Origin of the sequence: Streptomyces sp. NPDC098101, from assembly GCF_044760185.1 — a bacterium.
Taxonomy (GTDB): domain Bacteria; phylum Actinomycetota; class Actinomycetes; order Streptomycetales; family Streptomycetaceae; genus Streptomyces.
Genome location: NZ_JBIWAS010000006.1, coordinates 192,894 through 209,176, shown reverse-complemented (window position 1 = coordinate 209,176; position 16,283 = coordinate 192,894). Strand labels below are relative to the sequence as shown.

Below are 16,283 nucleotides of genomic sequence, written 5' to 3'. Positions count from 1 at the left end.
CACCGGGCCACCGGGCCACCGGGCCACCGGGCCACCGGGCCACCGGGCCACCGGGCCACCGGGCCACCGGGCCACCGGGCCACCGGGCCACCGGGCCACCGGGCGCAGTATGCCGGACCGGACAGACCGTCAGGTCGTCACGTCGTCTCGCCGAAGACCCGGTCCGACGCGTCCACATGGGCGAGCCGCCGCAGGGCCGCGAAGACGGCGTCGCCGATGACCGTGCCGACGACCACGCTCTCCACGAGATCCTCCCGCGCCACCCGCTTGGCCACGTACTCCAGGTCGGCCCGCGCCACCTGTTCCGCCGCGTCCGCGTACGCGTCCAGGACCTCGACGAACCGGCCGTGGCCGACGTCGTCGAGCGCGGCGATCGCCGTCGCCAGCGCCTCCGCCGCGGGGCTCCCCTCATAGGTGCGCCATCCGCGCGCCTCGATCAGCGCGGCGGCCTTCTTCCTCGCCTCGGCGATCCCGTCCCCGTCCCCGCGCTCGTACCGCGGCACCACCTGGTCCGCCGCCTCGCCGAGCACCAGGTGCAGCGGCCGGACCGGGTCGTCGATCGCCACGATCACCTCGCGGATCCCCGCCACCGACAGGCCGCCCACATCGAGGAGCGCCCGGATCAGGCGGAGCCGCCGCACATGCGTCTCTCCGTACGTGGCCTGGTTCGGGCTCGTCAGTTCTCCGGGCGGGAGCAGTCCTTCCCGTACGTAGAACTTGATCGTCGGCACGGACACCCCGGTCCTGCGACTCAACTCTCCGATGCGCACTACCTGTTCACCTTTCCGGTTCCCTCCTCGGCCTTGCCGACCGACACCCACATCATAGATAGTGGCGCTATCAGATAGCGGCGAGTGCCACTATCCATACTTTCCCACGGGGGGATTCGTATGCCTGCGCCCCATCCACTCAACCCACTTCCTCAACTGCACCGCCCCCTGGTCTGGTTCGCCGTCTCGATGGGCGCCCTCGCCCTCGTCTCCGCCGTCGGCTTAGTGGTGGACGACCGGGTCCTGGTCGGCGCGCCGATCTGGGCCAAACCGTTCAAGTTCTCGGTCTCGTTCATCGCCTACGCCCTCTCGCTCGCCTGGATGCTCTCGTTGCTTCCCCGGGGCCGCCGGACCGGCTGGTGGGCCGGAACGGTGGTCGCCGTCGCGAGCGCGGTGGAGATGGTGCTCATCACCCTCCAGGTGGTCCGGGGCACCCGGAGCCACTTCAACCAGGCGACCCCGTTCGACAACACCGTCTTCCAGATCATGGGCGGCACCGTCGCCGTGCTGTGGCTCGGCGCCCTGGTCATCGCCCTGCTCCTGCTGCGTGCCCGGATCCTCGACCGCGCCATGGCCTGGACCGTCCGCCTCTCCTCCCTGATCGCCCTGGCGGGCGCCGGCGTCGGCTTCCTGATGGTGAGTCCGACACCGGAACAGCTCGCGACCGACAACCCGCCGATCGTCGGCGCCCACAGCGTCGGCGTCCCGGACGGCGGCCCGTCCATGCCGGTGACCGGCTGGGCCACCACGGGCGGCGACCTGCGCGTGGCGCACTTCTTCGGAATGCACGCGCTCCAACTGCTCCCGCTGGTCCTGCTCGTCCTGGCCGCCCTCGCGGCCCGCTCCGCCCGCTCCCCGCGTCTCGCCCGTCTCGCCCGCCTCGCCGACGAACGGGTCCGCCTGCGCCTCGCCCTCACCGCCTCGGCGGCCTACGCGGCGACCTTCGCCCTGCTGACCTGGCAGGCGCTGCGAGGCCAGGCCCTGCTCGCCCCCGACGGCGCGACCCTGGCCGGCGCGGGAGCGATCGTGCTGCTCGGCGTGGCGGCCACCGCCCTCTCCCTCCGCCCGACCCCCGGGGGGCCCTCCCCCTCCCCCTCCCCTCCCACCTCCCCCGCCTCCCCCACCGAGGAGATCGCGGCATGACCGGATTCCTCTTCGAGCTGGCCTTCTTCCTCGTGGCTCCCGTCTGGTTCCTGATGGTCCTCGCGCCCCGGTGGCGGTTCACCGAGCGCCTCGCGGCCTCGCCGCTGACCGTCCTCCCCCTCCTGACCCTCTGGGCGGTGCTGGTCGCCCCGGTCCTGCCCGAGTTCTGGACGGCGGTCAGCAACCCGAGCATCGACGCCTTCCGGGACCTCGCCGCGCTCGCGAACGGCGCCGGTGCGATCTGGGCCCAGATCCTCGCCTGGGACCTGCTGCTCGGTCAGTGGATGTACCGGGAGGGCCGACGCCTCTCCGTACCACCCCTCCTCATGGGTCCCCTGCTCCTCCTGACGATCCTCCTCTCCCCCGTCGCCCTGCCTCTCTTCCTGGTGGTCCGCGCCCGCTGGACCGCACGCGCACGGCACGGGGAACGCACCCCGGCCGCCCCCGCCCCGGCCTGAGCCGGCGGCTCCCCCGTGCCCCCGCCACCACGGCACGGGGGGCCACAACCCCCGGTCTAGAGTGGCCGGATGACGGACATCGACCGCGCCGTGGGCGCCGTTCTGGGCTCCGCCGCGGGCGACGCGCTGGGCGCGCCCTTCGAGTTCGGCCTCCCCGGCGTCTTCCGGGAACGCTTTCCGGACGGCGTCGGCGAGTTGTGCGGAGGCGGCGGCTGGGACCCGGGCGAGGCCACGGACGACACGCAGATGGCCGTTCTGCTCGGGGAGTCCCTCCTCGAACGGGGCGGCCTCGACCTGCCGGATGTCTTCGACCGCTTCCGCCGCTGGGCTGCGGCCGAGCCCAAGGACATCGGTCTCCAGACCGAGCAGGTGTTGCTCGGCGGCGACCCGTGGGACCTCGCCTCCTCCCTTCATTTCCAGGTCAACATGTATGCCGCCGGGAACGGTTCGCTGATGCGGGCCGCCACCTCGGCCGTGTACTTCGCGGCGCGGGGACGGACCGTGACCATGGACGCCGCCCGCCGCATCGCCGCCCTGACGCACGGCGACGGTGCGGCCTGGGAGGGCACGGCGATCCTCCACGAACTGGTCCGGGTCGCCCTCCTCGGCGAGGACCCGCTCGCCGCCCTGCCCGCCACCCTCGCCGAAGTGGACCCCGCCCACCGGGGCCGGTGGGCGACGGTGCTCGCCCCCGGTTGGCACCCGGACGACGCGACCGAGTTCAACGGCGCCGTCTGGCCGTGCCTCGCCTCGGCGGTGTGGGCGCTGCGCACCACCCCCTCCTTCGAGGAGGCCCTGGCCGCGGCGGTCGACCTGGGCGGCGACACCGACACGGTGGCGGCGGTGACCGGCACGCTCGCGGGCGCGGTGTACGGCTCCGCCGCCGTCCCCGCCCGCTGGCTGTCCACCCTCCACGTCCCCCTGCCCGGCTTCGGCGGCCGTGTCCTGCGCACCGACGACCTGCGGGAGTTGGCGAGGGCCCTGGCCACGGCCGGCTGAGGGCGCCGGGCCGGTCTCAGTCCCGGGCGCGGACCGTCGCGAGGACGTCGCGGTCCGGCTGGAGGGTGAGGCTGGGGACCGGGCGTATCCCTTCGGCGGTGACGTCCAGGTGGAAGCGGCGGGCGAGCACCGCGAGGACGAGGACGGCCTCGACGAGGGCGAAGCGGGTGCCGAGGCACACGCGGGGTCCGCCGCCGAACGGGAACCAGGCGTACTCGGGTATCTCCTCGGCCGGTTCACCCCCCTCCCCCTCCCCGCCATTCTTGGCTTTCCCGGGGTCCCCGGTCAGCCAGCGTTCGGGGCGGAAGGCCTCGGGGTCGCCGTACCAGCGGGGGTCGCGGTGGGTGGCCCACTGGCTGGACCAGACGCGGGTGCCGACGGGGACGGGGGTGCCTCCGATGGTGGCGCCCTCCTTCGCGAGGCCGGTGATGAGCCAGATGGTGGGGTAGAGCCGGAGGGTCTCCTTGACGACGGCCTGGGTGTAGGGGAGGGAGGCGTAGTCGTCGTAGCCCGGTTCGTGGTCGGCGAGGACCCGGTCGAGTTCCTCGGTGAGGGCGTCGCGGACCCGGGGATTGCGGGAGAGCAGGTGCCAGGCCCAGACGAGGGTGGAGCTGGTGGTCTCGTGGCCCCCGATGTAGAGGGTGACCGTCTCGTCGCGTATCTCCCGGTCGGAGAGGCGGGCGCCGGTCTCGTCCCGGGCGGCGAGGAGCCGGCTCAGCAGGTCGGGGCGCTCGGTGTCGCCGTCGCGGTGGCGGGAGACGACCCGGGAGACCTCGGCGTCGATGACGGCCGTGGCCCGCTTGATGCGGGCTCGTCCGGGCGTGGGGACCCAGTCGGGCAGCAGGGCTCCGATGCCGCTGAACTCGGCGCCGATCTCCTTCTGCGCGATGTCCATCGCCCGGCCGATGGACTCGGCGTCGGCGGCCGTGTCGACGCCGAAGATGGTGCGGACGGCGATGAGTTGGGTGAGGGCGGCCATCTCCTTCTTGATGTCGATCCGCTGTCCGTCGGTCCACCGGTCGGCGAGGTCGACGGCGCATTCGGCCATGGTCGCCGCGTAGGAGCGGACCTGCTTGGGGCGGACGGAGGGCTGGACGAGGGAGCGCTTGCGCCGCCAGTCGGCGCCCTTCGCGACGACGACGCCGTTGCCGAGGAGGGTGCGGAAGGCGATGCCGAGGTCGGGTTGGTCGAAGGTGCGCTCGACCTCGGTGAGGAGTTCGCCGATGTTGTCGGGATGGGTGATGAAGAGGGCGCGGCTGCGGCCGAAGCGCCAGCGGACGAAGTCTCCTCGGTCCCGGAGCTGTTCGAAGAAGGCGAGGGGGTCCTTGCCGAAGGCGGGCAGGTTCCCGAGGAGAGGCACGCCGCGCGGCCCTTCCGCGAAGACCACCGGCTCCCGCACCGCTTCCCCGGTCAAAGCCTCCCCTCCAGGAGTCGCTCCTCCCGCCGTCCCCCCTTCCGGAGTCTCCGCCGGTCGCTCCTCGTCGCGCGCCCCGGCATCCGGACCGGCATGTGTGGTCATCCGTTTCCCCTCCCCAACTGCCCTTCCCTGCATGTGAGTCCATGCAAGCGGAAGGGCCGGGGTCCGCGCCACCCCTGTGGACAACGGCCTGTGGACAACGGCGGCGGGAAGACGACAGAGGCCGGGGCCCATGGCGTGATCGCCATGGGCCCCGGCCGGAAGTCACCCGTTGGGGTGAGGAAGGTCAGCCCACCGAGCTGTAGGCGACGACGCCCCGCAGCAGCGAGTCGACGGCCTTGCGGGCGTTCTTGGCGACGGTGCTGTTCTCCTTGGGCGCGGCGGCGGCGATCTGCCCGAGGACGTCGATCACCTGCTTGCACCAGCGGACGAAGTCTCCGGCCGGCATCTCCGCCTCGCGGAGCACCTCGTCGAGGCCCTTGTCGGAGGCCCACTGGTAGGCCGCCCAGGCGAACCCGAGGTCGGGCTCGCGCTGGCCCACGCCCTCCGCCTGGTTGATCTTGAACTCCTCTTCGAGGGCGTCGAGGCGTCCCCAGATCCGGACCATCTCGCCGAGCGCCGCCTTGGCGTTGCCGGTGGGCAGCTTGGGCGCGACGGCGTCGTCGGCCTGGCGGGACTCGTAGACGAGGGCGGAGACGCAGGCGGCGAGTTCGGGCGGGGTGAGGCCTTCCCAGACCCGGTCGCGGAGGCATTCGCTCGCGAGCAGGTCGAGTTCGCCGTAGAGCCGGGCGAGCCGCTTGCCGTTGTCCGTGACCTCGTCGCCGCGCAGGTAGTCGAGCTCGGTGAGGAGCGCGACGATCCGGTCGAAGGTGCGGGCGATGGTGTTGGTGCGGCCCTCGATGCGCCGCTCCAGCTGCCGGGTGTCGCGCTGGAGGCGGTGGTAGCGCTCGGCCCAGCGGGCGTGGTCCTCGCGCTCGTCGCAGCCGTGGCAGGGGTGGGCGCGGATCTCGGTGCGCAGCCGGGCGATCTCGCGGTCGTCGGCGGCGGCGGAGCGGTTCTTGCGGTGCCGCTCGGGGTTGATGTGGCCGGCCTTGCTGCGCAGCGCGGAGGCGAGGTCGCGGCGGGACTGCGGGGAGCGCGGGTTGAAGGACTTGGGGATCCTCATGCGCTCCAGCGCCTCGACCGGGACGGGGAAGTCGATGGAGGCGAGCCTCTTGACCTGTCGCTCGGCGGTGAGGACGAGCGGGCGGGGCCCGTCGTGGTGCTCGAAGCCGCGGTGCCCGTTGGTGCGGCCCGCCGGGATGCCGGGGTCGAGGACGAGGGCGAGGCCGGCGAACTTTCCGGTGGGGACGTGGATGACGTCGCCGGGCTTCAGCTTCTCCAGGGAGCCGGCCGCCTGGGCGCGGCGCTGGGCGGCGCCCTGCCGGGCCAGTTCCGTCTCGCGGTCCTTGAGGTCGCGGCGGAGCCGCGCGTACTCCTCGAAGTCTCCGAGGTGGCAGGTCATGCCCTCGCGGTAGCCCTCCAGGCCCTCTTCGTTCTTCTGGACCTGGCGGGAGATCCCGACGACGGAGCGGTCGGCCTGGAACTGGGCGAACGAGGTTTCGAGGAGTTCACGGGACCGGTGCCGGCCGAACTGGTCGACGAGGTTGACCGCCATGTTGTACGAGGGCCTGAAGCTGGAGCGCAGGGGGTACGTGCGCGTGCCGGCGAGTCCGGCGAGGTGGCCGGGGTCGAGGCCGCGCTGCCAGAGGACGACGGCGTGTCCCTCGACGTCGATGCCGCGGCGTCCGGCGCGGCCGGTGAGCTGGGTGTACTCGCCGGGGGTGATGTCGGCGTGCTGTTCGCCGTTCCACTTGACCAGCTTTTCGAGCACGACGGACCGCGCGGGCATGTTGATGCCGAGGGCGAGGGTCTCGGTGGCGAAGACGGCCTTGACGAGGCCGCGGACGAACAGCTCCTCGACGACTTCCTTGAAGGTGGGGAGCATCCCCGCGTGGTGGGCGGCGATGCCCCGCTCCAGGGCTTCGAGCCACTCGTAGTAGCCGAGGACGTGGAGGTCCTCGGTGGGGATGGAGGCGGTGCGCTCCTCGACGATCTCGCGGACCCGCTGCCGGCCCTCGTCGTCGTTGAGCCGGAGTCCGGCGTAGAGGCACTGCTGGACGGCGGCCTCGCAGCCGGCGCGGCTGAAGATGAAGGTGATGGCGGGCAGGAGCCCCTCGGCGTCGAGGCGGTCGATGACCTCGGGCCGGCCGGGGGTCCAGATGCGGGAGCGCTGGCGGCGCTCGCGCTCGCGGTCGGCCTCGCGGACCATCTTGCCGCGCCGCCGCTCGCGCGGGTTGTACGTGCGCGTGTTCTCGGTGCGGGCGAGGCGGAGGAGGTCGGGGTTGACCTCGCGGCGGGAGGCGCCGCGGCCGCCGTGGTCGGTCTCCTCCTCGAAGAGGTCGTACATCCGGCGTCCGGCGAGGACGTGCTGCCAGAGCGGCACGGGGCGGCTCTCGGAGACGATGACCTCGGTGTCGCCGCGGACGGTGTCGAGCCAGTCGCCGAACTCCTCGGCGTTGGACACGGTCGCGGAGAGTGAGACGAGGGTGACGGATTCGGGGAGGTGGATGATCACTTCCTCCCAGACGGCGCCGCGGAAGCGGTCCGAGAGGTAGTGCACCTCGTCCATGACGACGTAGCCGAGGCCGGAGAGGGCCTGGGAGCCCGCGTAGAGCATGTTGCGGAGGACTTCGGTGGTCATGACGACGATCGGCGCGTCGCCGTTGACGCTGTTGTCCCCGGTGAGCAGGCCGACCTTGTCGGCTCCGTACCGCTTGACGAGGTCGGCGTACTTCTGGTTCGACAGCGCCTTGATGGGGGTCGTGTAGAAGCACTTGCGGCCCTGGGTGAGGGCGAGGTGGACGGCGAACTCGCCGACGATGGTCTTGCCGGAGCCCGTGGGCGCGGCGACGAGTACCCCCTTGCCCGCTTCGAGGGCCTTGCACGCCTCGATCTGGAAGGGGTCCAGGTCGAAGTCGTACATCTCGCGGAAGGGGTGCAGCGCGGTGGCCCGCTCGGCGTTGCGGGCGCGGGCGGCCGCGTACGCCTCGGCTGGTGTGAGGTCCTCTGTCATCTTGTTGTCGAGCCTACCCGCCACCTCTGACAGTGACGCGATCTTTATCGCGTGATGTGGAGGGGCGGTTCACCGGGCGTCACCGGGCTGGCGCGGGGGCGGGGGCGGGGGCGGGCGCGTCGTCCGGTGCGAGGACGCGCAGGGCACCGGGTACGCACTCCACGGCGAGGGGCAGCGGGCCGAGGGGCTCGCCGTCGGCGTAGCCGGTGGTGTCCGGGGCGTCGAGGGCGAGAGTGCGGGTGCGGTAGGTGGTGACCTTGGGGTGGTCGAGATGTGTGCCCTTGTAGACGCGAGGGAAGACCTTGATCAGGGTGGTGCGGTCGCAGTCGCCGACGACCGTGACGTCGAGGAGGCCGTCGTCGGTGCGGGCGTCGGCGCAGATGCGCATACCGCCGCCGTAGGAGGTGCCGTTGCCGACGGCGACGAGGGTGGCGTCGACCTCCACGACCCGTCCGTCGTCGAGGGTGAGGCGGTAGGGCACGGGCCGGAAGGTGGCGAGCTCGGCGAGGATCGCGAGGTCGTACTTGAACCGGCCCGCGGGGACGCGCATACGGTTGCTGCGGTCGTTGACCCGGGAGTCGAAGCCGGACGCGAGGACGGTCCCGTACCAGCGGGCGCCGTCGCCGTGCCCGCTGGCGACGGCGTGCCCGGTGGCGACGCCCTCGGCTCCGTGCCCGTTGGCGGCGGCGCCCCCGCCGGTGGCTCCCCCGTCTCCGCCCGTGACGCGTCCGAGGTCGACGGAGCGGCCTCCGGCGTCCTTCAGGATCCCGGCGGCGACGCGGGCCGCGGCGGCCGGGTCGCGGACGGGCAGGCCGAGGGTGCGGGCGAAGTCGTTGCCGGTGCCCGCGGCGATGATCCCGAGGGGGACGGAGGTGCCGGCGACGACCCGGAGGGCGAGGGAGACCATGCCGTCGCCGCCGACGGCGACGAGGGCGCCGGTGCCGTCCGCGACGGCCTCGCGGACGCGGCGCAGGGCGTCGGCGGCGTCGTGTCCGAGGACGGTGCGGACGGAGAATCCGGCGTCCCGCAGCGCGTCGAGGGCGGGCCGGGCGGCCTGTGCGCCCCGGCCGCGGCCCGCGGTGGGGTTGACGAAGAGGGTGATGTCGCTGGTCATTGGGGTCCCCCCGGACGGAGTCTGGGGGGACCCTACAAGATCAGGTGATGTCGTCGTAACCGTTGAGACGGCGCACGGCGCCGCCGTGCTCCCCGGTGGCCTGCTCGGGCAGGGCGCGGGGGGCGCCCACGGCCTCGACGGCGCCGACCGTCTCGGGGGTGAGGTCGAGGACGGAGGCCTCGTCGTCGTCCAGCTCGGCGTCGGGGTTCGCGCGCCTGCGCCGCCGGTCGTTGAGGAGGGCGAAACCGACGGCCCCGAAGTACAGGATGGTGATGGGTCCGGCAAGGGCGATCATGCCGACGGGGTCGGTGGTGGGGGTGATGACGGCGCCGAAGACGAAGACGCCCATGATCACGCCGCGCCACCAGCCGGCCATGCGGCGGCCGGTGAGGACGCCGGTGAGGTTGAGCATCACCAGGACGAGCGGGAGCTCGAAGGCGAGGCCGAAGACGAGCACCATGCGCAGGGTGAAGTCGAGGACGTCACCGAGCGAGAGGATGTTCGCGGAGCCCTCGGGCGTGAGGCTGATGAGGACCTTCACGCTGATGGGGAGGATGAGGTACGCGAGGTAGGCGCCGGCGGCGAAGAGCGGCACGGCCGCGCCGACGAAGGCGTACGTGTACTTCTTCTCGTTCCTGTGCAGTCCGGGCGCGACGAAGGCCCACAGCTGGTACAGCCAGATCGGGCTGGCGACGACGAGGCCCGTCGTCAGCGACAGCTGGATCGTCGTGCTGAAGGGGGCCATCAGCGTGTTAAAGGAGACGATCGCGCAGTTTCCGCCGTTGCTGGTGACGTCCGGCGCGCAGGTGGGCACCGACTTCGTCAGGAACTGCATCAGCTCCTCGCTGTACACGAGGGCGACGATCGTCACCGCGGCGATGGCGAGGAGACCCTTCGCCAGGCGGTTGCGGAGTTCGCGGAGGTGCTCCACGAGGGGCATCCGGCCCTCGGGGTCCTTCTCCTGTTTGCGGGCAGACTTGGGCAACCCACGTCCTCATCTCGTGCGGCAGGCCGCCGCCCGGTGCGGCGGCCGCGGCGGACCGGGTCAGCGCTTGGTGGTGTCCGTGGGCTCGGTCACGGGGCGAGCGCTGGTCACGTCGCCGGGGGCGGCCTGGATGGTGCGCGCGACGGGCTGGTCCGGCGTCACGGTTCCGGTGTGCGGCGGGTCGGCGGGGGCGCTCTGCTGGTCGTCGGCCTTCATGGCCTTGGCCTCGCTCTTGAGGATGCGGGCCGACTTGCCGAGCGAGCGGGCCATGTCCGGGAGCTTCTTGGCGCCGAACAGGAGGATGACGACGACGAGGATGAGAATGATCTCGGTGGGGCCGAGCCTTCCGAACATAGCTGTTTACCTTCTTCACCGAGGCGACATGGTGTGCGTGCCCGGCGGGTCGGACAGGTGTCCGGCCACCGCGCTGTCTGCGATCGTAACCCGCAGGAGTAAACGGGGGGCAATGCCCGTGCGTACTCCCGATTGCGTCCCGTGCGCCCCGGCCGGGCCGCTTCCCGCAGCGTACGGCACGGGTTCAGCGGAGGGTCTCGCCGGTTCGGGCGAGGTCGGCGGCGGCGTCTTCGAGCTCTTCGGCGGCCCGGGTGATCCGCTGGGTGGTGTGGGCCACTTGACGGCCGAGGCGCTGGACCTCCAGGAAGACCTTGACGGCGAGGACGCCGAGGACGGCGATGCCGAGGAAGCCGAGGGCGATGGCGAGCATGGGCCAGAACATGGGGCGAGCCTAGACGCTGGGCGGTGGAGGGGCGTTCAGACGGTGGTGTGGAGGCGCAGTGTGCGGACGCCGCCGCCGGTGAGGAGTTCGACGATGCGTTCGCCTGCGGGCTTGCGGACGGAGCTTCCGCACTCGGGGCAGGTGAAGGAGTAGAAGGTGGTGCGGCGGCTGGCGCCGATGGCGAGGCGCAGGGCGTTCGCCGAGAGTTCGAAGCGGGAACGGCAGTCGGGGCAGGCGGCCTTGAAGAGGACCGGAGCCACCGTCGCCGCGAGACCGTGCATCACGGATATGTCCCTCATTCCTCTCGCCCCCGCCCGTCCGTCCCCTCGCGGTCCGGGGCATTCACGTGGTGCTCCCGGCCGTGCGTGTCTCGCGCCCCGGGTGGCTCATCCCCGCTCGTTCCCGTCGCCGTTTCCGTTGCCGTTGCCGTTTCCGTTGCCGTCGCCGTTCCCGTCGCCGTTCTCGTACGCGGCGAGCGCGGCGGCGGCGGCCGTCCTGGCGCTGTCGGCGAGCTCGGCCGGTGCGGCGATGCGCCCGTCGCTGCCGAGCCGGAGCGCGAGCCTGCGCAGCGAGGCGGGGTCCGGCGTCCGCAGGGTGATCCGCAGACCGCCGTCGGGCAGCTCGTCGGCCCGGTCGTGCGGGTAGTACTCGGCGACCCAGCGGCCCCCGGGGCCGACCTCGACCACGACCTCGGGATCGTCGGCGGAGGGCTGGACCAGGTTCTCGGAGAGGTCCCGCAGCTCCAGCTCCGGCGGCGCGGCGGGCTCGTCGAGGAGGCGGATCTCCGCGACCCGGTCGAGCCGGAAGGTGCGGCGCGCCTCGGAGAGGCGGCACCAGGCCTCCATGTAGGTGTGGCCGACGGCGAAGAGCCGGATCGGGTCGACCTCGCGTTCGGTGAGTTCGTCGCGCGCGGGCGAGTAGTAGCGCACCCACAGGCGGCGGCGCTCGGAGATCGCCCGGTCGACCTCGGCGAAGACCCCGCCCTCGGCCTCGAAGGTGACCGAGAGCCGGGAGCTGGCCCCGGCGGCCTCGCCGGCCGCGGCCTCCAGCTTGGCGGTGGCGCGGAGCAGGGCCTCCCGGTCGCTCTCGCGGAGGCCCGGCAGGGTGGCGACGGCGCGGGCTGCGACGAGCAGGGCGGTCGCCTCGTCGGCGGCGAGGCGCAGCGGGGCGGCGACGTCGTCGGGGTTGTGCCACCAGATCCGGTCGCCGTCGGTGTCGATGTCGAGGAGGTCCCCGCCCCGGAAGCTGGTGCCGCACATGGGCAGCACGTCCAGGTCGGAGATCAGCTCGTCCTCGGTGATGCCGAAGGCGCGCGCCACGTCGGCGACGTGGGCGCCGGGGCGCTCGCGGAGGTAGGTGACGAGGGAGAGCATCCGCCTCGTCTGGTCGATCGCGTTGGCAGCCATGCGTCCGTCTTCCCCCTCAGCCCTTGGCCACGGCGCGCAGCCGGTCCACCACGTCGGCCCGCAGATCGGCCGGTTCCAGTACGACGACGTCGGGGCCGAATTCGACGAGCCAGGCGTCGAGGCCGTGCCCGTACGGGATCTCCAGCTCGTCCCAGCCGTCGGCGCCCTCCCGTACGGACTGGGCGCGGGCCCGCAGCGGGTAGCCGCTGCCGGCGCGGAGGCGGATCCGGGCGGAGCGGGTGGCGGTCTCGCCGGCCCAGCTCTCGACGGTCTCGCGGACGGTGACGACGTCGGGCACGGGCGCGGTGAAGGCGCCGGCCCGGGAGCGGACCTTGCCGGTGATCCGGGAGAGGCGGAAGACGCGCTCGGCGCCGCGGTCGCGGTCCCAGCCCGCGAGGTACCAGTGGCCGCGCCAGCATTCGAGGGTCCAGGGCTCGACGTGGCGGGTCCCGGGGCGGGCGGCGTTGGCCTTGCGGTAGTCGAAGACGACGGGCCGCCGGTCGCGGCAGGCGAGCATGAGGGGCTCGAAGGCGGCCTCGCGGACCGGGATGCGCGGTTCGAGGGCGCTGGGCTGGACGTCGTACGAGTCCTCCGCCTCGGGCATCCCGGCGGCGCGGAGCTTCTGGAGGGCGCCGCTGGCGGCTCCGGCGAGGCGGGCCTGCTGCCAGACCTTGGCGGCGAGTCCGAGCGCGGCGGCCTCTTCGGCGTCGAGGGTGATGGGCGGCAGCCGGTTGGAGTCGCGGCGGGCGAGGTAGCCGGTCTCGCCCTCCAGGTTCTCGACGGTCTCGATGACCAGGCCGAGCTCGCGGAGGTCGTCCTTGTCGCGCTCGAACATGCGGTTGAAGGCGTCCTCGCCGCTCGCTTCGAGGTAGGCCTCGATGGAGCCGCGGAGTTCGCGCTTGCTGAGCGGGCGGCGCGTCCCGAGCAGGCACAGCGCGAGATTCATCAGCCGCTCGGACTTGGCAATCGCCATCGACGCCCTGCACCTCTTCCGCCGGTTCCACTTCTCGGACGTCCGACCGTACCGTCCCGGAGTCTCGGGACAAAAGCGGAGGGCCCCCGCCGTGGACGGCGGGGGCCCTCGGGGCCTCGTCGGTCGGGTCCGTGCCCGTCCGGTCGGCGGGTCAGCGCTTGGCGACGGCCACGAGGTCGCAGACGAAGATCAGCGTCTCGCCCGGGGCGATCGCGCTGCCGGCGCCGCGGTCGCCGTAGGCGAGGTGGGCGGGGATGATCAGCTGGCGGCGGCCGCCGACCTTCATGCCCTGGACGCCCTGGTCCCAGCCCTGGATGACCTGGCCGATGCCGAGCTGGAAGCCGAGCGGGGTGCCGCGGTTCCAGGAGGCGTCGAACTCCTCGCCGGTGGAGAAGGCCACACCCACGTAGTGGACCTGGACGGCGTCGCCGGCCTCGGCGATCTCGCCTTCGCCCTCCCAGACGTCCTTGATCTCCAGGTCCTTCGGCGGCTCGCCGCCCGGGAAGTCGACCTCGGGCTTCTCGATGCTCACTGCTGTGTGCTCCTTCTTGTGGTGCGTCGATCCGGAACAGTCTCACAGATCGGTGATCGCGACGGGAATCAGGCGACGCCCAGGATGTCGACGGAGAAGACCAGCGTGTTCTTCGCCAGCTCGCTGCTCGGGTTGGCGCCGTAGCCCAGCGCCGGAGGGATCACCAGGAGCACGCGGTCACCGACGTTCTTGCCGACCAGGGCCTTGTCCCAGCCCTGGATGACCGAGCCGGTGCCGATCTGGAAGGCGGTGGCGCCCCCGTGGTCCCAGGAGGAGTCGAACTTCTTGCCGTCCTCCCACTTCACGCCGGTGTACTGGGCGACGAGTCCCTGCCCGGCCTCGACCTTCGGGCCCGTGCCCTTGATCAGGACCTGCTGCTTCAGCTCGGTGGGCGCCTTCTGCCCCTTCGGGATGGTGATCGTGGCGGCCGCCTGGGAGGGGGCCTTCACCTCCGGCATCCCGGCCTCGGGCGCCGCCTGGGTGCCCTTGGCCTCGGCCTTGGAGTCCACGGCGGCGGCTCCCGCCACGTCGACGACCCAGACCAGGGTGTCGGTGGCCTTCAGCCCCGACTGCGGGTTCAGGTTCTCGCCGACCAGGTCGCCCGCGGTCCCCTGGACGAGGAGGCGGGAGCCGACCTTCTTGCCGTCCACCGCGTTGAGGACCTTCTCCGGGAGCTGCTGGCTCGGCTGGCCGAGGCGCTCGACGGCCTGCGGGTGCACTCCCTTGGCGTCGGGCGTCTGCTGCTGGGCCCAGGTGCCGCCGAGGGGCTTGTCCTCCTGCCACTTCTCGACCGTCCAGTCGAGCCTGACGAAGTCGCCCTTCTTGACCGTCGCCCCGCTGCCCTCCGTCACGGTCTCGATCACCGTCTTGTCGGCGGCCTTGGCGTCCTTGGGGACGACGACGTCGGGCTGCGCGCCGAACTTCCCCTTGACCTCGGCCACCGTGCCTTCCGCGGTGTCCTTCCCCGAGTCCGAGCCGCACGCGGCGGTGATCAGCAGGACGGGCACGGCGAGGAGCGCGGCGATACGTCGCTTCGTGTTGTAGTTCATCAGTCCAACTGGGAGTCGGGGCCATGGGAACGTCCACACTCTACGGTGCGGCCCCTGCCCCGCAGGGGTTCTGCCGTACGGGAGGTACGGAACCGAGGCCGCACCCTCGGAGGGGTACGGCCCCGGGCGCACGGGGTCGGGTCCGGAGGGCCGGGCCCGGCCGCGCGTGCCGCGTTTTCACCCTTGCGGTGGTCCCGTCACATCCCGGCGATCAGCTTCTCCACCCGGTCGTCGACGGAGCGGAACGGGTCCTTGCACAGGACCGTCCGCTGCGCCTGGTCGTTGAGCTTGAGGTGGACCCAGTCGACGGTGAAGTCCCGCCGCTGCTCCTGGGCGCGGCGGATGAAGTCGCCGCGGAGCCGGGCCCGGGTGGTCTGCGGGGGCACGGACTTGCCCTCGAAGATCTTCAGGTCGTTGCAGATCCGGGTCGCCTGCCCGTTCTTCTGGAGCAGGTAGTACAGCCCCCGGCGGCGGTGGATGTCGTGGTAGGCGAGGTCTATCTGCGCGACCCTCGGGTTCGACATGGTCATGTTGTGCTTGGCCCGGTACCGCTCGATGAGCTTGTACTTCATGACCCAGTCGATCTCGGTCTCGATGCGGTCGAGGCGCTCGGCCTCGATCGCATCGAGCGTGCGGCCCCACAGCTCCAGGACCTGGGCGACCGTGCCGCTGCGGATGCCGCGGCGGTCGACGAAGTCCACGGCCTTCTCGTAGTACTCGCGCTGGACCTCCAGGGCGGAGGCCTCGCGGCCGCTGGCGAGCCGGACCTTGCGCTGGCCGGTGATGTCGTGGCTGACCTCGCGGATCGCCCGGATGGGGTTCTCCAGGGTCAGGTCGCGCATCACGGTGCCGGCCTCGATCATGCGGAGCACGAGGTCGGTGGCGCCGACCTTGAGCAGCATGGTCGTCTCGGACATGTTCGAGTCGCCGACGATGACGTGGAGCCTGCGGTAGCGCTCGGCGTCGGCGTGCGGCTCGTCCCGGGTGTTGATGATGGGCCGGGAGCGGGTGGTGGCGGAGCTGACGCCCTCCCAGATGTGCTCGGCGCGCTGGGAGACGCAGTAGACCGCGCCGCGCGGGGTCTGGAGGACCTTCCCCGCGCCGCAGATGAGCTGCCGGGTGACGAGGAAGGGAATGAGGATGTCCGCGAGCCGGGAGAACTCCCCGTGGCGGGCGACGAGATAGTTCTCGTGGCAGCCGTAGGAGTTTCCGGCCGAGTCGGTGTTGTTCTTGAAGAGGTAGACGTCGCCCGCGATTCCCTCCTCGTGCAGGCGGCGTTCGGCGTCGACGAGCAGGCCTTCGAGAATGCGCTCGCCGGCCTTGTCGTGGGTGACCAGTTCGGTCACGTTGTCGCATTCCGGTGTGGCGTATTCCGGATGCGAACCCACGTCGAGGTACAGGCGGGCGCCGTTCCGCAGGAAGACATTGCTGCTGCGGCCCCATGACACGACACGGCGGAAGAGGTAGCGCGCCACTTCGTCAGGAGACAGTCGGCGCTGTCCCCTGAACGTGCACGTGACGCCGTACTCGTTCTCCAGCCCGAAAATGCGGCGGTCCATGTCTGAACATTACGCCTGACGGCCTGT

The 16,283-nt window shown here is 72.0% G+C and carries 16 protein-coding genes; 3 read left to right on the top strand and 13 right to left on the bottom strand.

The window, feature by feature from the left end:
* Positions 1-137: 137 nt before the first annotated feature.
* Entirely contained in the window at positions 138-770 is a 633-nt protein-coding gene (locus ACIQVI_RS26415) for a MerR family transcriptional regulator (protein WP_351973723.1), read from the bottom strand.
* A gap of 189 nt (positions 771-959) precedes the next feature.
* Between ACIQVI_RS26415 and ACIQVI_RS26410 the strand changes: the two genes are divergently transcribed.
* The 3 genes from ACIQVI_RS26410 (at position 960) to ACIQVI_RS26400 (ending at position 3,370) form a co-directional block, all read left to right on the top strand.
* Positions 960-1,913 (top strand): hypothetical protein, encoded by a 954-nt coding sequence (locus ACIQVI_RS26410; RefSeq protein ID WP_403600566.1) that lies wholly within the window; start codon positions 960-962, stop codon positions 1,911-1,913.
* Positions 1,910-2,371 carry an abscisic acid-deficient protein Aba4 family protein gene (locus tag ACIQVI_RS26405; protein ID WP_403600152.1) on the top strand — a complete coding sequence of 154 codons (462 nt, stop codon included), beginning with the start codon at positions 1,910-1,912 and terminating at the stop codon, positions 2,369-2,371. The genes ACIQVI_RS26410 and ACIQVI_RS26405 overlap by 4 nt, the downstream gene beginning before the upstream one ends.
* A 69-nt stretch (positions 2,372-2,440) precedes the next feature.
* On the top strand, positions 2,441-3,370 hold the full coding sequence (locus tag ACIQVI_RS26400; RefSeq protein WP_403600149.1) for an ADP-ribosylglycohydrolase family protein: 930 nt from the start codon (positions 2,441-2,443) through the stop codon (positions 3,368-3,370).
* A 16-nt stretch (positions 3,371-3,386) separates the two neighbouring features.
* Here ACIQVI_RS26400 and ACIQVI_RS26395 read toward each other — a convergent pair whose 3' ends face one another.
* The 12 genes from ACIQVI_RS26395 to pafA all read right to left on the bottom strand — a co-directional run bounded on the left by ACIQVI_RS26395 (position 3,387) and on the right by pafA (position 16,256).
* A complete protein-coding gene (locus ACIQVI_RS26395) occupies positions 3,387-4,889 on the bottom strand; it encodes a cytochrome P450 (protein WP_403600146.1) in 1,503 nt (500 codons plus the stop codon).
* Between the two features lie 184 nt (positions 4,890-5,073).
* Positions 5,074-7,902: a DEAD/DEAH box helicase gene (locus ACIQVI_RS26390; RefSeq protein ID WP_351974186.1), complete on the bottom strand. Its 2,829-nt coding sequence runs from the start codon at positions 7,900-7,902 to the stop codon at positions 5,074-5,076.
* A gap of 79 nt (positions 7,903-7,981) precedes the next feature.
* Positions 7,982-9,016 carry a diacylglycerol kinase family protein gene (locus ACIQVI_RS26385; protein ID WP_403600142.1) on the bottom strand — a complete coding sequence of 345 codons (1,035 nt, stop codon included), beginning with the start codon at positions 9,014-9,016 and terminating at the stop codon, positions 7,982-7,984.
* Positions 9,017-9,056: 40 nt separating this feature from the next.
* Positions 9,057-9,956: a twin-arginine translocase subunit TatC gene (gene tatC, locus ACIQVI_RS26380; RefSeq protein WP_403600564.1), complete on the bottom strand. Its 900-nt coding sequence runs from the start codon at positions 9,954-9,956 to the stop codon at positions 9,057-9,059.
* A 105-nt stretch (positions 9,957-10,061) separates the two neighbouring features.
* The gene (gene tatA, locus ACIQVI_RS26375) at positions 10,062-10,355 is read right to left on the bottom strand and encodes a Sec-independent protein translocase subunit TatA (RefSeq protein WP_053640246.1); all 294 of its coding nucleotides are present in this window, start codon (positions 10,353-10,355) and stop codon (positions 10,062-10,064) included.
* Between the two features lie 184 nt (positions 10,356-10,539).
* Positions 10,540-10,737, bottom strand: coding sequence for a hypothetical protein (locus ACIQVI_RS26370; protein WP_053640245.1), 198 nt, complete (start codon positions 10,735-10,737; stop codon positions 10,540-10,542).
* A gap of 35 nt (positions 10,738-10,772) precedes the next feature.
* Positions 10,773-11,036, bottom strand: a complete 264-nt coding sequence (locus ACIQVI_RS26365) for a hypothetical protein (protein WP_403600138.1) — start codon at positions 11,034-11,036, stop codon at positions 10,773-10,775.
* Positions 11,037-11,123: 87 nt separating this feature from the next.
* Positions 11,124-12,143: a helix-turn-helix transcriptional regulator gene (locus ACIQVI_RS26360; protein ID WP_403600135.1), complete on the bottom strand. Its 1,020-nt coding sequence runs from the start codon at positions 12,141-12,143 to the stop codon at positions 11,124-11,126.
* 16 nt (positions 12,144-12,159) lie between these two features.
* Positions 12,160-13,116, bottom strand: coding sequence for a YafY family protein (locus ACIQVI_RS26355; RefSeq protein ID WP_121828671.1), 957 nt, complete (start codon positions 13,114-13,116; stop codon positions 12,160-12,162).
* A 151-nt stretch (positions 13,117-13,267) separates the two neighbouring features.
* Positions 13,268-13,648 carry an FKBP-type peptidyl-prolyl cis-trans isomerase gene (locus tag ACIQVI_RS26350; RefSeq protein ID WP_403600130.1) on the bottom strand — a complete coding sequence of 127 codons (381 nt, stop codon included), beginning with the start codon at positions 13,646-13,648 and terminating at the stop codon, positions 13,268-13,270.
* Between the two features lie 68 nt (positions 13,649-13,716).
* Complete coding sequence (locus tag ACIQVI_RS26345; RefSeq protein ID WP_403600127.1) at positions 13,717-14,697, bottom strand: FKBP-type peptidyl-prolyl cis-trans isomerase; 981 nt, start codon at positions 14,695-14,697, stop codon at positions 13,717-13,719.
* A 197-nt stretch (positions 14,698-14,894) separates the two neighbouring features.
* Complete coding sequence (pafA, locus tag ACIQVI_RS26340; RefSeq protein WP_351972144.1) at positions 14,895-16,256, bottom strand: Pup--protein ligase; 1,362 nt, start codon at positions 16,254-16,256, stop codon at positions 14,895-14,897.
* Between the last annotated feature and the right edge of the window lie 27 nt (positions 16,257-16,283).